Origin of the sequence: Christiangramia sp. LLG6405-1 (assembly GCF_045055805.1) — a bacterium.
GTDB lineage: Bacteria > Bacteroidota > Bacteroidia > Flavobacteriales > Flavobacteriaceae > Christiangramia.
The window spans coordinates 2291722-2309640 of the sequence record NZ_CP159330.1 but is presented as its reverse complement, the minus strand read 5'-3'; the positions used below and the strand labels follow the sequence as shown (position 1 = coordinate 2309640).

Annotated in this window: 18 protein-coding genes; 9 read left to right on the top strand and 9 right to left on the bottom strand. The window is 38.5% G+C overall.

The window, feature by feature from the left end; genetic code table 11:
- Positions 1–68: 68 nt before the first annotated feature.
- From rpsA to lon, 4 genes are all read right to left on the bottom strand, one after another.
- Positions 69–1919, bottom strand: a complete 1851-nt coding sequence (gene rpsA / locus ABVM50_RS10600) for a 30S ribosomal protein S1 (protein ID WP_141877568.1) — start codon at positions 1917–1919, stop codon at positions 69–71.
- Positions 1920–2095: 176 nt separating this feature from the next.
- Positions 2096–3268 (bottom strand): MFS transporter, encoded by a 1173-nt coding sequence (locus ABVM50_RS10595; RefSeq protein ID WP_405198548.1) that lies wholly within the window; start codon positions 3266–3268, stop codon positions 2096–2098.
- Positions 3269–3961, bottom strand: coding sequence for a (d)CMP kinase (gene cmk / locus ABVM50_RS10590; protein WP_405198547.1), 693 nt, complete (start codon positions 3959–3961; stop codon positions 3269–3271).
- Positions 3962–4052: 91 nt separating this feature from the next.
- Positions 4053–6503 (bottom strand): endopeptidase La, encoded by a 2451-nt coding sequence (gene lon, locus ABVM50_RS10585; protein WP_405198546.1) that lies wholly within the window; start codon positions 6501–6503, stop codon positions 4053–4055.
- A 210-nt stretch (positions 6504–6713) separates the two neighbouring features.
- Between lon and ABVM50_RS10580 the strand changes: the two genes are divergently transcribed.
- Genes ABVM50_RS10580 through ABVM50_RS10565 form a run of 4 tightly spaced genes read left to right on the top strand, consistent with a single transcriptional unit; the run spans position 6714 to position 9656 of the window.
- Positions 6714–7268 carry an RNA polymerase sigma factor gene (locus ABVM50_RS10580; RefSeq protein ID WP_405198545.1) on the top strand — a complete coding sequence of 185 codons (555 nt, stop codon included), beginning with the start codon at positions 6714–6716 and terminating at the stop codon, positions 7266–7268.
- A complete protein-coding gene (locus ABVM50_RS10575; RefSeq protein WP_405198544.1) occupies positions 7258–7806 on the top strand; it encodes a DUF4179 domain-containing protein in 549 nt (182 codons plus the stop codon). Before ABVM50_RS10580 ends, ABVM50_RS10575 begins: the two co-directional genes overlap by 11 nt.
- Entirely contained in the window at positions 7787–8908 is a 1122-nt protein-coding gene (locus tag ABVM50_RS10570; protein WP_405198543.1) for a hypothetical protein, read from the top strand. The genes ABVM50_RS10575 and ABVM50_RS10570 overlap by 20 nt, the downstream gene beginning before the upstream one ends.
- A gap of 25 nt (positions 8909–8933) precedes the next feature.
- On the top strand, positions 8934–9656 hold the full coding sequence (locus tag ABVM50_RS10565) for a head GIN domain-containing protein (protein ID WP_405198542.1): 723 nt from the start codon (positions 8934–8936) through the stop codon (positions 9654–9656).
- 23 nt (positions 9657–9679) lie between these two features.
- Here ABVM50_RS10565 and ABVM50_RS10560 read toward each other — a convergent pair whose 3' ends face one another.
- Both ABVM50_RS10560 and ABVM50_RS10555 read right to left on the bottom strand, forming a co-directional pair.
- Positions 9680–11029, bottom strand: a complete 1350-nt coding sequence (locus ABVM50_RS10560; protein ID WP_405198541.1) for an MFS transporter — start codon at positions 11027–11029, stop codon at positions 9680–9682.
- A gap of 61 nt (positions 11030–11090) precedes the next feature.
- Positions 11091–11912 (bottom strand): M48 family metallopeptidase, encoded by an 822-nt coding sequence (locus ABVM50_RS10555; protein WP_405198540.1) that lies wholly within the window; start codon positions 11910–11912, stop codon positions 11091–11093.
- Between the two features lie 186 nt (positions 11913–12098).
- On the opposite strand from ABVM50_RS10555, the gene ABVM50_RS10550 reads away from it, so the two are divergent.
- The 5 genes from ABVM50_RS10550 to lpdA all read left to right on the top strand — a co-directional run bounded on the left by ABVM50_RS10550 (position 12099) and on the right by lpdA (position 15950).
- The gene (locus ABVM50_RS10550; protein ID WP_405198539.1) at positions 12099–12971 is read left to right on the top strand and encodes an alpha/beta fold hydrolase; all 873 of its coding nucleotides are present in this window, start codon (positions 12099–12101) and stop codon (positions 12969–12971) included.
- A gap of 26 nt (positions 12972–12997) precedes the next feature.
- A complete protein-coding gene (msrB, locus tag ABVM50_RS10545) occupies positions 12998–13486 on the top strand; it encodes a peptide-methionine (R)-S-oxide reductase MsrB (RefSeq protein WP_405198538.1) in 489 nt (162 codons plus the stop codon).
- A gap of 4 nt (positions 13487–13490) precedes the next feature.
- Complete coding sequence (msrB, locus tag ABVM50_RS10540) at positions 13491–13883, top strand: peptide-methionine (R)-S-oxide reductase MsrB (protein WP_405198537.1); 393 nt, start codon at positions 13491–13493, stop codon at positions 13881–13883.
- A gap of 16 nt (positions 13884–13899) precedes the next feature.
- Complete coding sequence (locus ABVM50_RS10535; protein WP_405198535.1) at positions 13900–14421, top strand: collagen-like protein; 522 nt, start codon at positions 13900–13902, stop codon at positions 14419–14421.
- Positions 14422–14558: 137 nt separating this feature from the next.
- The gene (gene lpdA, locus ABVM50_RS10530; protein ID WP_405198534.1) at positions 14559–15950 is read left to right on the top strand and encodes a dihydrolipoyl dehydrogenase; all 1392 of its coding nucleotides are present in this window, start codon (positions 14559–14561) and stop codon (positions 15948–15950) included.
- A gap of 160 nt (positions 15951–16110) precedes the next feature.
- Here the strand turns inward: lpdA and ABVM50_RS10525 are convergent, their stop codons facing one another.
- From ABVM50_RS10525 to ABVM50_RS10515, 3 genes are read right to left on the bottom strand one after another with little or no spacing between them, the layout of a single operon-like run.
- Positions 16111–16833: a diphthine--ammonia ligase gene (locus ABVM50_RS10525; protein ID WP_405198533.1), complete on the bottom strand. Its 723-nt coding sequence runs from the start codon at positions 16831–16833 to the stop codon at positions 16111–16113.
- The gene (gene aroQ, locus ABVM50_RS10520; protein ID WP_405198532.1) at positions 16826–17251 is read right to left on the bottom strand and encodes a type II 3-dehydroquinate dehydratase; all 426 of its coding nucleotides are present in this window, start codon (positions 17249–17251) and stop codon (positions 16826–16828) included. Before aroQ ends, ABVM50_RS10525 begins: the two co-directional genes overlap by 8 nt.
- A 52-nt stretch (positions 17252–17303) precedes the next feature.
- A complete protein-coding gene (locus tag ABVM50_RS10515; RefSeq protein ID WP_405198531.1) occupies positions 17304–17828 on the bottom strand; it encodes a hypothetical protein in 525 nt (174 codons plus the stop codon).
- Between the last annotated feature and the right edge of the window lie 91 nt (positions 17829–17919).

Below are 17919 nucleotides of genomic sequence, written 5' to 3'. Positions count from 1 at the left end.
ATGTTTCAGAAAAGAAAAACCTCCTTAGCGAACTAAGGAGGTTTTTTATTTAATGTCTGAGAGAGTTATTAGCTCTTCCCTTCCATCTTGTCTTTCAACGCTTGAAGATCAGCATTAACATCACCAATTGTAGTGGCGTTGTCCTTGTTTTGCGAAGCTGATTTCTTAGCAGCCTGCTTAACGATTTTTTGCTCTTCTTCTTTGTGAATTACCATATGGGAAGCTACCACTCTCTTGAATTCTTTGTTGAACTCAATGATCTGGAATTCTGCTTCTTCACCTTGTTTAAGTTTAGAACCATCTTCTTTCTCCAGATGTCTCTGTGGAACGAATGCAGTAATATCCTCATTAAAGTCGATAGTTGCTCCCTTGTCTACGATCTCAGTGATTGCAGCAGTATGTTTTGTTCCAACTCCAAAGTCGGCTTCATACTTATCCCAAGGATTATCTTCGATCTGCTTGTGACCAAGACTTAGTTTTCTACCATCTACATCAAGTTCAAGAACTACTACTTCAAGCTTATCACCTACGTTTGTAAACTCAGATGGGTGCTTGATCTTTTTAGTCCATGAAAGATCAGAGATATAGATAAGTCCGTCGATTCCTTCTTCTAACTCAACGAATACTCCGAAGTTAGTAAAGTTACGAACGATACCTTCATGTCTTGATCCAACAGGATATTTAGTAGTGATATCAGTCCATGGATCCTGGCTCAATTGCTTGATACCAAGAGACATTTTTCTGTCTTCTCTATCTAAAGTAAGGATTTGAGCATCAACCTCATCACCAACATTTACGAAATCCTGAGCTGAACGCAAGTGCGTACTCCAGGACATTTCAGAAACGTGGATAAGACCTTCAACACCTTCAGCAACTTCGATAAATGCACCGTAATCTGCGATTACAACTACTTTACCTTTTACGTTGTCACCAACCTTAAGTTCTTCGCTAAGAGCATCCCATGGGTGCTGGCTAAGTTGCTTAAGACCTAATTGGATTCTAGACTTAGACTCATCAAAGTCAAGAATTACAACGTTAAGTTTTTGATCTAGTTCAACGATCTCATTTGGATGGTTGATTCTAGACCAGCTAAGGTCTGTAATATGAACAAGTCCATCAACACCTCCAAGGTCAACGAATACACCGTAAGAAGTAATGTTCTTAACAGTACCTTCAAGTACCTGACCTTTTTCAAGCTGTCCAATGATCTCTTTCTTCTGCTCTTCGATATCTGCTTCGATAAGCGCTTTGTGAGAAACAACAACGTTTTTAAACTCGTGGTTGATCTTCACTACTTTGAATTCCATGTTCTTACCTACGTAAGCATCGTAATCACGAATTGGCTTCACATCGATCTGAGATCCTGGAAGGAAAGCTTCGATACCAAATACGTCTACGATCATACCACCTTTAGTACGACATTTAATGAATCCATTTACAACAAGACTTTCGTCATGTGCAGTGTTCACTCTTTCCCATGCCTTGATCACTCTCGCCTTACGGTGAGAAAGGATCAATTGACCTGTAGAATCTTCACGAACGTCGATAAGTACTTCTACTTCATCACCTTCTTTAAGATCTGGGTTGTAACGAAATTCGTTTAGAGAAATAACACCTTCACTCTTTGCATTGATATCAATGATTGCATCACGATCTGTAATATTAATTACTTTTCCTGTTACAACCTCGTCATCTAAAGTGTCAACGAAATTTTCAGCTACTAATTTTTCGAATTCTTCCAGCTTCTTATCGTCGATAGGATCAATTCCTTCTTCGTAGTTGTGCCAGTTAAATTCTTCTAGAAATTTCTCAGGGTTTGCCTGTTGCGTTTCTGCGTCAGGTTGAGACTCATTTGCCATACCGGCAACATCCTGTACTTCAATTTCCTGAGATTCTTTGTTTGTGTTTTCTTCAGCCATTACTGACTCCTAAATTTGTATTCTGTGTTTCTTCGGAAATCTTTCAGCAAAACAGAAACTACAGAAGTTGTTTATAGTTTTGATTTTCAACCCTTTTTGGATTCCCGGTATTCTGCCAAAAAGGAGTGCAAAAATACAACTTAATTTATATTATTCAAACCCCTACTCTTCTATTTTTAAGCAGATTCAGTTTTCTTGAAAAGGAAGTGAGTAATTAAAATGAGTATCGTGTAGAAAAGACCTAATGTTACCACTCCTTCCCAATGGAAAAGCTCCCAGGCATATGCTCCCGTGATCGTTCCCAAAGCGCCGCCAGCAAAGTATCCCACCATATAAATCGTGTTTATTCTATTGCGTGCATCCTGGTTTCTGGAAAAGATAATATTCTGATTCGTGATGTGCAGGGATTGCAAGCCCATATCTACTAAAAGAACTCCTATTACCATACCTACTATTGAATTGCCTGAGAATTCGAAGATCATCCAGGCTAATAACATGATGAGCGTGGCCAGAGTGATCAAATTGTTCTTGTTCATACGGTCGCTGAGTTTACCAATGACAGTTGCCGCCAATGCTCCTCCTATTCCCAGTAACCCGAAAGCTCCAGCGATACCGCTTCCATAATTGAAATTATCTTCCATTACAAAGACCAAAGTAGTCCAGAAAGCGCTGAAACCTGCAAATCCAAGTCCTCCTCTCACCGCAGCAAGTCGCACCGGACTTTCAGTTTTGAAATAATGCCAGGTAGATTGCATGAGTTGTTTGTAGGTACCTTTAAAATCGGGTTGCAGTTCTGGTAATTTCAATTTTAGAAGTAACCAAAGTATCAGCATTATTCCGGTTGCACCATAATACATGGCACGCCAGCCAAAATATTCCCCTACGTAACCGCTAATGAATCTACTTCCCAGAATTCCAATAAGCAATCCACTCATTACGATACCAATCGCACTACCCCTGTTTTCTGGATTTGCTAATTGTGCCGCCATAGGCACAAATACTTGAGGCACCACGCAAGAAAAGCCAACCACAAATCCTGACAATATTAGAATTGGTAAACTTGGAGCAATCGCCATAGCGAGAAGACTAATAATGATAACGATGAAATCTACCATTACCATTTTCTTCCTGGGGAATTTATCTCCTAACGGAATTATAAATAATAACCCAAAGGCATATCCAAGCTGAGTAAATAATGGAACATTACTCACTGCCGCTTCAGAAACACCGAAGTCAATCGCAATTAAATTTAATAAGGGTTGATTGTAGTAATTATTGGCTACTACCAAACCGGCACTGGCAGACATTAAATATAGTACCGATTTACTTATGCCTCTGTTTTCAGACATTTATTCAGACAATCTGTCTTCTACTATTTTTAATATCTGTTCAAATTGCTCTTCAAGATCCAAATCTGAATTATCGAATTCCACAGCATCATCAGCCTTTATAAGCGGTGAGTCTTCACGAGTAGAATCCATAAAATCACGATCCTTTACATTTTTCAAGACCGCTTCAAATTCCACCTCATCCCCTCTTTCAATAAGTTCATCATATCTTCGTTGTGCTCTTTTTTCAGTAGAAGCAGTCATAAAGATTTTCAGTTCAGCATCTGGAAAAACTACGGTCCCTATATCGCGACCATCCATCACAACACCCTTTTCTTTTCCCATTTCCTGCTGCTGGTCTACGAGCATTTTTCGAACATCAGGTACAGCTGCAACTTTACTCACCTGTTCCGAAACTTCCATATAACGAATTTCCTTCTCGACATTTTCACCATTCAGATACATTTCAGCAAAACCTTTCTGTTCGTTGAAAACGAATTTCAAACTTACGAAAGGAAGATGCCTGATGATTGATTCTTCACTAAAATTATTATCTGAAACGAATAGTTTACGCATCATATATAAGGTCACCGCACGATACATGGCACCAGTATCAACATATACATAATTCAACTTTTTAGCCAGTCCTTTTGCAACAGTGCTTTTACCTGTTGAAGAAAAGCCGTCTATGGCGATCGTTATTTTCTTGCTCATATTCTCTAAACTTCTAATTGCAAAGGTAAATTTTTAAACTTTTTTACCGGGTATATATCCAAAAGAAAAGCCCCTTTTGGGGCTTCTTACTTTATAATTTCTTAGCGTTCTTTACCGCCTGCTTGGTAATGGCAATATCTATGACATCGCTCATATCCCTTACATAATGAAAGGTTAGACCTTTTAAATATTCGTCCTTGATCTCCTCAATATCACGCTTATTTTCTTCACAAAGAATAAGTTCTTTGATTCGGGCTCTCTTGGCTGCCAGGATCTTTTCTTTAATTCCGCCAACAGGAAGAACCTTTCCTCTTAAGGTGATCTCGCCGGTCATGGCAATACTTTTCTTCACCTTCTTCTGAGTAAATAGCGATACCAGAGAAGTAAGCATGGTGATACCTGCACTTGGACCATCCTTCGGGGTTGCCCCTTCCGGAACGTGAATGTGTACATTGTACTTTTCAAAAATTGAAGCATCTATTCCAAGATCGTCTGCATTCGCTTTGATATATTCCATAGCAATGGTGGCCGATTCCTTCATCACTTTCCCAAGGTTTCCGGTAATACTAAGATTTCCTTTACCTTTAGAGAGAATAGATTCGATAAACAAAATATCACCACCTACCTGGGTCCAAGCAAGTCCGGTAACAACACCAGCAACATCATTGTTCTCGTATTTATCACGCTCCATTTTAGGACTTCCAAGAATTTCAATAATATCTTCATCGTTCAATTTGATATTATATTCATCTTCCATCGCAATGTTCTTGGCTGCGTATCTAACCACTTTGGCTATTTGTTTCTCCAGAGATCTCACTCCAGATTCCCGGGTATAACCTTCTACAATCTTCTCGAGTTGCTTTTTACCAACTTTAAGATGTTCTGCAGTTAGACCGTGTTCTTCTAATTGCTTCGGAAGCAAATGTCTTTTTGCGATCTCCACTTTCTCCTCAATAGTATAACCTGTCACATTGATAATTTCCATTCGGTCTCTTAATGCCGGCTGAATTGTATTCAATGAATTACAGGTAGCGATAAACATTACCTTGGATAGGTCAAATCCCATCTCGAGGAAGTTGTCATGAAATTCTGAATTCTGTTCAGGATCCAGGACTTCGAGTAATGCTGAAGAAGGGTCTCCTGCATTTCCCATACTTAACTTATCGATCTCATCCAGAACAAAAACAGGGTTGCTGGTTCCAGCTTTCTTTAAACTCTGTATAATTCTACCTGGCATAGCACCAATGTAGGTTTTTCTATGTCCGCGTATCTCTGCTTCATCTCTTAGACCACCCAGAGAAATTCTGACATATTCTCTGCCCAATGCTTCCGCAACCGACTTTCCTAGCGAAGTTTTACCAACTCCGGGAGGTCCATAAAGACATAAAATTGGAGATTTCATATCGTTACGGAGTTTTAAAACTGCAAGATATTCTATGATCCTTCTTTTTACGTCATCAAGACCATAGTGATCACGATCAAGAATTTTCTTCGCCCGCTTTAGATCAAATTTATCTTTACTGAACTCGTTCCATGGAAGATCAAGAAACAGGTCCAGGTAATTTCTTTGTATGGAATATTCTGCAACCTGCGGATTCATACGTTGCATTTTGGAAAGTTCTTTCTCAAAGTGATTCTGAACATCCTCGTCCCATTGCTTGTCTTTTGCGCGATCACGCATTTCCACAATTTCACCTTCATGCGAAACTCCACCTAGCTCTTCCTGGATGGTCTTCATTTGCTGGTGTAGGAAATACTCTCTCTGCTGCTGGCTCATATCACTTTGAACCTTGCTCTGAATATCATTTTTGAGTTCCAGTTTCTGGTTCTCCGTATTCATATGCTTCAGCGTAGAAAGTGCTCTCTCTTTAAGATCATTCATCTCCAGTAACTTCTGTTTTTCAGAAACAGATAGAGACATATTAGATGAAACAAAATTGATCAGAAAAGAATTACTTTCTATGTTCTTAATTGCAAAAGAAGCTTCCGAAGGAATATTTGGACTGCCTTTAATTATTTGAAGTGCAAGATCCTTGATAGATTCTATAATCGCTCCAAATTCAGCATTATCCTGCTCAGGACGATTATCAGGAACCTCAGCAACGGTAGCATTCATATAAGGTTCCTCAGTCACCACCTGAGTGATCTGGAAGCGTTTTTTACCCTGAATAATTACTGTTGTATTCCCATCAGGCATTTTCAACACCCTAAGAATACGTGCAACTACTCCAACCTTATTAATATCCTTCGAAGTTGGATTCTCTACTTCCTCATCCTTTTGAGAAACAACACCAATGATCTTACTTCCATTATTTGCTTCGTTGATAAGCTTAATAGATGCATCTCTACCCGCCGTAATAGGAATCACAACTCCTGGAAATAGAACCGTGTTCCTAAGAGGTAGAATTGGTAAGGTTTCCGGAAGATCTTCTTTATTTATTTCTTCTTCATCTTCAGGTGTCATTAAAGGAATCAATTCTGCATCTTCATCTATTCCCTGAAATGACAAACTGTCAATATTCGTAAACTTTGTTTTAGCCATAATTGTATTTAAGTCAAACTGTCACCAGATTAAATTTCAGTAATTTGGTGACGTTCGTTAAAAGCCTTGAAATGCAACGCATTGGGGCTTTCTATAGATTTGCAATATCAAATATTCAATTCCTATGCCACGCCTTATTTATAAATTTATTTTCAGAAAGTGTAACAATCTTCAAATAGTTCCATCTTTAGTATAGAAACCAGGCATTAATTGACACCAACCATCACACATATTAATGATCTTGTTGCCCGTTGCCGTAAAGGAGAACAACGTGCGCAGATGGAAATCTATGACCGGTATTACAAAGCAATGTACAACACCGCGTATAGGATTACAGGACGTTCTGCTGAAGCTGAAGATATTATGCAGGAATCATTTTTAAAGGCTTTTACGAGAATAGATAGTTTTAACGAGGATGCCACCTTTGGAGCATGGCTGAAACGTATCGTGATCAATCAAAGTATCACTGCTTTAAACAGATCCAAAAAGCTAGCGGAGGTTTCCTATAATGATGAGCTCAAAAATGAAGAGGACTCTGGTGGTTTGGTCATCGATGCTAACACCAATGACAAAGTGAAGTTAGTGCTTAACACATTGAAGAATTTGAAAGAAAACTACAGGATTTGTTTAACGCTACATCTTATCGAAGGATATGATCATGAAGAAATTGGTGAGATTATGAAAATCTCCTACGGAAATTGTAGAACGATGATCTCCAGAGCTAAAGAAAGTTTAAGAAAAAAATTGCAGCAACATGAAAGTTAACGAATTTGAAGAATTCTTCGAGTCTGCAAATTTTGACGTCGAAGAACCGCAGACAGATCATCGCGAGAAGTTTGCCCGCAAGCTGGAAAAAGCTAAAAAGTCAGGAAAAGCTGGGAGCAACTCAGGAAAGATCTGGATAGGATTATTGAGTATCGCTGCAGTATTAGCCTTAGTGCTGTTATTATCCAATAATTTCAACCAGGCAAATCAGTCAGATCTGGCAAGTATTTCTCCGGAAATGAAGCAGACCCAGGAGTTTTATTCAGGATTAATTGAGAAAGAACTCATTGCTCTAAATGCGGAAGCCACTCCTGAAACTCAGGCGATCATCAAGGATGCCCTTCAGCAATTAAAAAAACTGGAAAATAGATATAAGAGAATGGAGAATGATCTACTAGAAAGTGGAAATGATAAAAGAGTTATACACGCTATGATTCAAAATTTCCAGCAGCGAATAGATCTACTTAGTGAAGTATTAGAACAAATTGAAAACATCAAATCATTAAACAATCAAAATTATGAAAGCAATACTATCTAGCATCCTTTTTCTCATGGTGCTCGTTACCAACATGTACCCTGAAAGCAAATGTACAGAGCCTGAAGTTACGACTGAAGCTTCTGTTATTGAAGAAGCCAAGCATACCAGAAAAAAGACGATAAGGAAGGAATTTGACGTAAAGACGAATGGTGATCTCAATATCAACAATAGTTACGGGAACATAGATATCGTGACCTGGAAAGAAGATCGGGTTCTTATTGAAGTCACCATCAAAACCAATGGGAACGACGAGGATGATGTTGAAGACAAACTCGATGATATACGAGTGGAATTTGACCAGAATTCTTCAGGAGTAACGGCAACTACCAAATTCTCAAAAGAAAACAGGTCCTGGTGGAAGAATATTTTTGATGGATTCGACAATGTGAATATGGAGGTGAATTATGTGATTCGCGCACCAGAGAACAACAATCTTACTCTCGATAATAATTACGGCGGAATCTACATCGACAAAACTTTTGGGAATACTGATATCAATTGTGACTACGGAAAGATAGATGTAGGCGAGTTAAATGGTCGCTCTAATATTCTGAATTTTGACTATAGCAGAAGCAGCCGAATTGGATTTGTTACCAATGCTGAAATTGATGCGGACTATTCAGATTATGAAATTGGAGAAGCTGAAGAATTATTGGTGAATGCAGATTATACCAAATCCCGAATTCGGAAAGTGACCAAACTGGATTTTAACTGTGATTATGGAAGTATTGAAATTAATAAAGTAAAGGTGCTTATTGGAAATGGCGATTACTTAACAACCAAAGTTGAAAGGATATTTACTTCTGCAGACATCAATCTTGATTATGGATCGCTGCATATCGACAAAATAGTAAACGGAACCAAATCTGTAAATATTGATACCGATTACGCCGGTGTGCATTTGGGATATGATCGGGAAATGGCATTCAGCTTTGACGTAAAGACCAGTTATGGTGGTATTAACGGAACAGACGATCTTGATGTTCGCCGTACCAATGAAAAAAACACTAGTAAATCCATCTCTGGAAACTATGGTTCTGGTTCTGGAGCAAGGATCGATATCTCCACCAGTTATGGTAGCGTAAAATTTAGCAAAGAATAATTAATCATCAATTAAAATAACTATTATGAAAAAAGTACTATTACTATCGGCCTTCTTCCTTCTTGCCTTCACCTCTGCCCACGCACAATGGGGCAGTAAAAAAATTCGTGGAAACGGAAATATGGTGACGGAAACCAGGAATACTTCAGATTATGAAAAAATTCATGTGGTTGGATCCATGAACGTAAAATTAGTTTCGGGAACTGAAGGAAACATCAAAGTTGCTGCAGAAAGCAATCTTCAGGAATATATACTTACGGAAGTAAAAAATGGTACGCTTAAAATTTCTACGGAAAAAGGCGTTAATCTTCAGACTAGAAAAGATCTGCTCATTACTGTTCCTGTAAAGAGCGTGAATGACATTTCGCTTACTGGAAGCGGGGATATCTGGACACATGATCAACTTTCAGAAGAAAGATTGAGCGTGAGTGTTACAGGTTCCGGAGATATGGTTCTGGATATACAGACAAATTATTTGAAAGGTCATGTAACCGGGTCGGGTGACATAAAGATCAAAGGTAGTAGTGACAATTTTGAATGTAACGTAACCGGAAGCGGGGATTTTGACGCATTCGATCTAAGAGCTAAAAATGTTGAAGCAAGAGTTTCAGGTTCCGGGGATGTTATGGTTTACGCTTCTTCAAGTTTGAAAGCAAATGTTAGTGGCTCAGGAGATATCGTATATAAAGGTGATCCGGAAAAGCAAAGTTTTAAAACGAATGGTTCCGGAAGTGTTTCCAGCTACTAATAAGTATCAAAATTGCTGCAATATTAAAACCTGTCTTCTGGCAGGTTTTTTATTTTTGGATGCTTTTTAGGTACACGCATTAATAAAAATACTCCGGCAATAAAGAAAACCACCAGGAAAAGAATTGAACTTCTAATACTGCCGGTAATTTGAGCTACCAGACCATACATAAACATCCCGATCACGATCCCGATCTTTTCAGCTACATCGTAAAAACTAAAGTAACTGGCAGTGTCTACAGCATTCTCAGGTAACATTTTGGAATAGGTAGACCTGGATAGTGATTGAATTCCGCCCATCACCAAACCTACAGAAGCTGCTGCTACATAAAATTGTTGCGGAGTCGTGATGAAATAAGCATACCCACAAATTGCTATCCATATCAGGTTGATAAAAATCAGGATCTTGACATCTCCATATTTAATGGCCAGTCGCGAGGTTAGAAAAGCTCCAAGCACCGCTACAAGCTGAATCAATAGAATACTTATAATTAACCCTGTGGTTGCATCCTGTTCTCCCCATTCCAGTTCTTCGATCCCAAAATAAGTCGCAATCAACATAATGGTTTGAACGGCCATACTGTAAACAAAAAACGCCACTAAATAACGGTTCAATTGTTTATTCTGATTGATCTTGAACCAGATACCTTTCAATTCCCTGAATCCATTGAATAGTACATTTTTGGTAAGTCGGGCTTTTTTATTTCCTTTTGGAAGATAGTAATAGGTATACTGACTAAAAGCGATCCACCACACTCCGGTTAGTACAAAAGAAAGTCGTGTTGGCAAACCCTCATCGTCAAAACCAAACCATTCGTATTTCAGGATCATAATTAGGCAAAGGACAAGTAGTATCACACTTCCTAAATAGCCCAAAGAAAATCCCTTCGCACTTGCTTTATCCTGTTGATCGTTATAGGCGATATCTGGCAAATATGAATTATAGAAAACCAGGCTGGACCAAAAACCAATAAGTGCAAGAAAGTAGCAAAGCAAGCCGAACCAGAGATTCTCAAGATTGAACCAGAACAAACCTATGCAGGATACGGCTCCCAGATAACAGAAGAATTTCAGGAAATTCTTTTTGTTTCCAACATAATCGGCAATACCAGACAGAAATGGACTAAGAAAACTAACCACAAGAAATGCAGCGGCTGTAACGTAACTAATTAGGGTATCATTATTCCAGTTGAAACCTAAAAAGCTCACCGTATCACTGATCATATTCCCTTCGGAATCCTTTACGATCGTTAGGGCACCATAAAATATTGGAAATATTGCCGAGGAGATAACCAGGCTATAAACTGAGTTGGCCCAATCATAAAAAGCCCATGCATGAATTAGCTTTTTGCTGCCTTTAGGTAATTGCTTCATGCACTAAAAATAGAAAAAGCCACCGAGACCGGTGGCTTTTCAATTTTAATTTTAAGATATCTTATTTAAAAGTAGTGGATCCGTATTTTTTAGCTTCAGCAATAGCTTCAGGAGCCCACTGAGTTAAATTGTTGATCCTTGTTGCATTCGAAGGGTGAGTACTTAAAAATTCTGGTGGAGCCTGCCCGCCACTATTGGCTTGCATTCTTTTCCATAATTCTGGAGCTTCCCTAGGATCGTAACCGGCAATTGCCATAAGTGTTAACCCAATTCTATCAGCTTCAGATTCATGCCCTCTACTAAAAGGAAGCATTACTCCAATTTGAGATCCTAGACCATAAGCCTGAGCAAAGATTTGTTGCGTACTTTCACTACGACCACTTACAGCTACCGTTCCAGCTACTGCTCCTAATTGTTGTAATTGTGCCGCACTCATTCTTTGAGCACCGTGATCTGCCAAGGCATGAGCAATCTCGTGAGCCATAATCGTCGCCAGACCATTTGTATTTTGTGCTTCGTCAAGAATCCCTGTATAGACTACAACTTTTCCGCCAGGCATAGCAAAAGCGTTAGCCTGATCATCTTTTACCAGGTTGAACTCCCATTTAAAGTCATTCATAAAACCCTGGTAACCGTTTGCGTTTAAATATCTTTCCGCAGCAGTCACGATATCTTCTCCAAGTCTTTTCACCTTTCTGGCTTCTTCCGTATTATTTACGACTTCAGCTTCATTCAGGAATTGATTGTATTGTTCAAAAGAAGTTGGGAACAATTGATCATTGGAGACAAAGTTCAAATTTTTCTCTCCTGTAAAAGGATTGGTCTTACATGACACCACCATAAGCAGTACACTTAAACCTAATAAAGCATTCTTAATTTTCATATTGTTGGTTTTTGATACCTAAAAGTACAAAAGCAGCAAACCTGCTCGAGTTGAATTAAGTATGATTTAACAATAAAAGCAGTTCCAAAAACAATACCATTGTTGATATTTGCAGTATTCACAAGGCTTTCAAAGCATATTACAAACATCGTATGAAAGCCGACTCACGACCTGAACACACCCAAAATGACTCAAAATACTAAAGACAGTATACCGGTTCAAAGACTATTGGTTCCGCAGTATATTCTAACTACTTCGCAAATTCTAACGAAAGTAAGTCCGTTTCTGGCCAGCAGATTTGCGGCGAAGCTATTTCTTACTCCTTTCCGTTATAAACTTCCGGAGAGAGAAAAGGAAATGGATGAAAACACAGAACAGGAAAAGGTGATAGTTCCTTCAATGAACCGAGAAATCGTAACCTACAAGTATGGCAAGTCAGATAAGAAAGTTCTGCTGGTTCATGGTTGGAGCGGTAGAGGAACTCAGCTGGCTAAAATAGCTTCAGCATTAAAAGTAATGGGCTATCAAACGATAAGTTTTGATGCTCCAGGTCACGGAAAAGCCGACGGGAAAATGAGCATGATGCCTTTCTTTATTGAATCGGTAAAATTTCTGGATGATAAATATGGTCCATTTGAAGCTGTAATCGGACATTCTCTTGGAGGTATGTCTTCTCTTAGAGCTATAAAGGATGGATTAAAAACCAACAAGCTAATATTGATTGGAACAGCAAATAATGTTACCGAGATCACTAGAAACTTTGCTGCGAACATGAAAATGAACGATAAGGTCGCCAGGAAGATGAAGGCATATCTGGATAATAAATTTAAGCAGGATATGGACGCACTTTCTGGTGCAGAATCTGCCAAAGAAGTGTTCACTCCTACTCTAATTATTCATGACGAACATGATGTGGATGTTGAGGTGAATTCGGCTTACGAGATTGATGAGGTTCTGGAGAATAGTGATTTGATGATCACAAAGAATTTGGGACACCGCCGGATACTAGGCAATCCTGAGGTAATTAACAAAATTACAAGTTTTATAGCGGCACAATAATTGTAATTTTAAAGAAAAATTAAAAGATGAAAAAGTTTTTAATACTAAGCCTAATGGCGACGTTTCTGTTCAGTTGTAATGGAAATGCTCAGAAAGATTCTTCAAAGGAAAGTTCCAAATCATACGAGGTAACCAAGTCCAAAGAAGAGTGGAAAGCAGAATTAACTTCACAGGAATACGCAGTTTTGAGAGAAGCCGCGACAGAAAGACCTTATAGTAGTGATCTGCTGGATATCAAGAAACCTGGAACCTTTGTGTGCGCTGCTTGTGGAAATGAGCTATACGAGAATGAGCATAAATTCGAAAGTGGTACCGGATGGCCAAGTTTTGATCGTGCGATCGATGGTGGTGTGGCTTATGGAAGTGATTCTAAGCTAGGATATCAGCGTGATGAAGTACATTGTGCTAAGTGTGGTGGACATCTTGGTCATGTTTTTAATGACGGTCCAAGAGAAACTACGGGAAAAAGACATTGTATCAACGGAGTCGCTATGGACTTCGAACCAAAAAAATAATTAAATGAAAAAGTATAGTATAGAAAAAACTGAAGAGGAGTGGAAACAGAAACTTACTCCAGAGCAGTATAGAGTTTTAAGAGAAAAAGGAACTGAAGCACCTCATACAGGTGAATATAATCTTCATTTTGAAGATGGTGAATATCAGTGTGCAGCCTGCGGAGAGCAATTATTTGAAAGTGATGCAAAATTTGAAAGTGGATGTGGATGGCCAAGTTTTGACAATGCAATTGATGGAAAAGTAGAGTATATTCAGGATAGAACATTTGGAATGATACGCACTGAAATCCTTTGTTCTAACTGCGGAAGCCATCTTGGCCACGTTTTTGATGATGGTCCTACAGAGACCGGCCAGCGCTTTTGCGTGAATTCGGCCAGCATCAACTTTAATCAATAACTAAATCCAATTTATCATGAAAAAATTACTATCACTTATTTTAATAGCAAGTACGATCGTCGCATGTTCTTCAGACGGTGAAGTTGGACCTCCAGGACCTCCGGGACAGGATGGTGTCAATATCGTGGGACAGGCCTTTGAAATCGAAGCAGACTTTAATGATCCCGATTATTCCGTTTTTGCTGATATTCCTTCTACAATTGAAGTACTGGAATCTGATGTTGTATTGGTTTACTGGCTGGAGCTGGTGGACGATGGAACCGATGTATGGAACCTGATCCCACAAACCATCTATTTTGACGATGGAGAATTTCAGTATAACTACAATCATACAAGTTTTGACGTGAATATATACCTTCAGGGAAATATCGACCTTGGAACCTTAGGAGAACGATACACTCAGGATCAAATTTTTAAGATCGTAGTATTACCGGTAGATTATGCTCAGGACAATAATCTTGATGTAAGTGATTACCAATCGGTAAAAACTTCGCTTGATCTTAATGATTCTAATATCAAGAGATTTGAAGTAAAATAATCTTCATTAATTTATATCGAAAGCCTGCTTAACTCAAGCAGGCTTTTTTCATTTTATAATGGGTCTTCTCAGCTTTTAGTTTAAGCTGAAATTCCTTAAATTCGCAACTTCGTTAACCGAATCAAAATATTCTGAATATGACTAAATATGATATTATAGTTCTAGGTAGTGGCCCAGGTGGATATGTAACTGCCATTCGTGCTTCTCAACTTGGTTTTAAAACCGCTATTGTTGAGAAGGAAAGTCTTGGTGGAGTTTGTCTTAACTGGGGATGTATTCCAACCAAAGCATTATTAAAAAGTGCTGAAGTTTTTGAATACCTGAAACATGCTGAAGACTATGGTTTAAAACTTGAAAATCCAGATAAGGATTTTGATGCGGTAGTAAAACGAAGCAGAGATGTTGCCAATGGAATGAGCAAAGGTGTTCAGTTCCTAATGAAGAAGAACAAAATTGACGTCCTTGAAGGTTTTGGTAAACTTAAATCTGGTAAAAAGGTAGAGGTTACCGACAGTAAAGACAAGAAAACTGAATACCAGGCAGATAATATTATCATTGCAACTGGAGCAAGATCAAGAGAATTGCCAAATCTTAAGCAAGATGGTAAAACAGTGATCGGTTACCGTGAAGCAATGACTCTTAAAAAGCAGCCAAAGAAAATGATCGTCGTTGGCTCTGGAGCGATTGGCGTAGAATTCGCGCATTTCTATAATTCTATGGGAACAGATGTAACCGTAGTGGAATATCTTCCTAATGTTGTGCCTTTAGAGGATGAAGAAGTTTCCAAGCAATTTGAAAGAAGTATCAAGAAAGCCGGAATCAAAGTAATGACGAATTCTTCAGTAGAGAGCGTTGAGAAATCTGGTGATAAAGTAAAAGCTAAAGTAAAGACCAAGAAAGGAGAAGAAACTCTGGAAGCAGACATAGTACTTTCTGCAGTTGGAATTAAAACTAATATCGAAAATATTGGCCTGGAAGATCTTGGGATCAAGACAGACAAGGACAAGATTCTCGTGAATGATTTTTATCAAACAAATGTTTCAGGAATTTACGCAATTGGAGATGTTGTAGCCGGACCAGCTCTGGCGCATGTTGCTTCTGCGGAAGGGATTCTTTGTGTTGAAAAGATCAAAGGAATGGATGTAGAACCACTTGACTACGGAAACATTCCTGGATGTACTTATGCTACTCCGGAAATTGCTTCAGTTGGAATGACTGAAAAGCAGGCAAAAGAAGCTGGTTACGAACTGAAAATTGGAAAATTCCCATTTTCAGCTTCAGGAAAAGCGAGCGCGTCTGGTAAAAAAGATGGTTTCGTAAAGGTGATCTTTGATGCTAAGTATGGTGAATGGTTAGGTTGCCATATGATTGGTGCCGGAGTAACCGATATGATTGCAGAAGCTGTTTTAGGTAGAAAACTTGAAACAACAGGTCATGAAGTACTAAAAGCAGTTCACCCGCACCCAACCATGAGTGAAGCGGTAATGGAAGCTGTAGCTGCTGCTTACGATGAAGTGATCCACTTGTAAGAAGCAAACTTATTATATATTAAAACCCGCCTTCTAATGAAGGCGGGTTTTTTATTTTAATGCGATATATGCTAGACTATACAAGGAATCAAGATAATCATATATCTATCTTCTACTAAATTTCAATTCAGCTCAGCGAGATAAATAATATTTATAGATTTTACTTCGGAAGAAGATCACAAAAGCAAAATTCAGTATCCCAGGATTTTTCAGTTTCGCTATGACAGTTATCTTCATCTTCCGCAGAAGAATAGGATCGGTTTACCTTCTCTCCTATTTCAAATTCAACAGGTTTTTCGAAAATTGGTCCGTCGTAAACAAAAGTGTGAAACTCTCCATTTTCTCCGCAGGGATCAATATTTTCCGGTAGATCTGTTGCAAACTCTCTATCGATAAGTCTTCCGCAGAAAGAATCATCAAGCACTTTGGAATTGGTACAAACCACGATCGCTTTAAATTTGAGATCTATAAACTGCTGAATCAATTCCTTTGTGTTGAGTTTCCATAAAGGAAAGACCGCCTGAATATTAGCTTTTTGTAATTGCTCTTCACGATAGGTTCGTAGATCCTCAAGGAATATATCGCCAAAAATCGCATGAGAATAATCTTCTGATTTTAACTGTTTTGTAGCCTCAGCCATCTTCTGATTATAGGTTTCCATTCCTGCATCGGCAGGAAGATCTATAATTTGTAAATCCATACCGATGCATTGAGCCTGTTGAAGTAGCAATTCTCTACGCACTCCGTGCATGGTAACTCTATCAACATCTGCACTCAGACTCGTTACCAGCTTTCCAACTTCCAGCTCCCTGTTCTTCCGGGCGTAGTACAATGCCATCGCAGCATCTTTTCCACTACTCCAGTTGATATAAGCTTTATTCATTGTCCTTTAAAAAACTTTGAATGGCCAGGTCATAACTTTGCAGACCAAAGCCAACGATAATACCTTTCGAATTAGGTGAAATGTAGGATTTATGCCTGAAATCCTCACGGGAAAAAGTATTGGATATATGAACTTCCACCACCGGAATATTAATTGCTGCGACTGCATCACCAATTCCTACCGAAGTATGTGTATAAGCAGCTGCATTAAGGATGATACCATCAAAATCTTGCTGTCCCTTCTGGATCATATCTATAAGCTCCCCTTCAATATTGGTTTGATCGTAAGAAAGCTCAATGTTTCTAAATTTAAACTGAAGTTCTGAAAAGTAATCTTCAAAACTTTTGCTTCCGTAAGTATCAGGCTCCCTGCTTCCCAGCAGATTGAGATTAGGCCCGTTTAGTATCAATAATTTCATAAGGTGAAAATAATCAATTCTGGAGAAAAAGGTAACAATAGGCTAAGCTGTTCTAGAATGATGTTTTGAATTTGAAATTTAAAGGTTGTAGAGGTATATACTGCACAGGAGAAACCGCTTTCCCCGAATTTAAATTCTGAAAACCAAAAAAGTAATTGGCTTCTAAAGAGGTGTTTTTATTTACTTCATAATCTACACCAAGAACTGTAGTAAAATCATAGTCTCTCTTACCGTCAATACTTGAATGGATGATCTCCTGACCACCCGCCATTATTGAAAAATCTGAGTTCCCTAATTGATATTTTAAATTATATCCAATAATATCTGTCTTACTGGTCGGGTTCTCATACCTTACCTGATGAGGCTGTAATTTCAAACCCGGCAATATTTTACCAAGATCAAAAGTATCAGCTTCCAGGTTGCTATCATTGTAATATTTCACCTGCCCCTGCTGACCTTCAAAATTGATTTTAGCACGATTTTCTTCAGGTGTTAACGGAGATTCTTCCCTTTCCTGAGCCACTAGACTGTAAGAACATATAGCAAGGATCAATAAGATATTGAAAGCTTTTAGCATAATTAGATAGGTTTAGTAGTCGAAAGCGTAATACCAATAATAACGAAATTGATTCAGGTTTATTCTAAAAAAAAAGCGAAGATTTAATCTT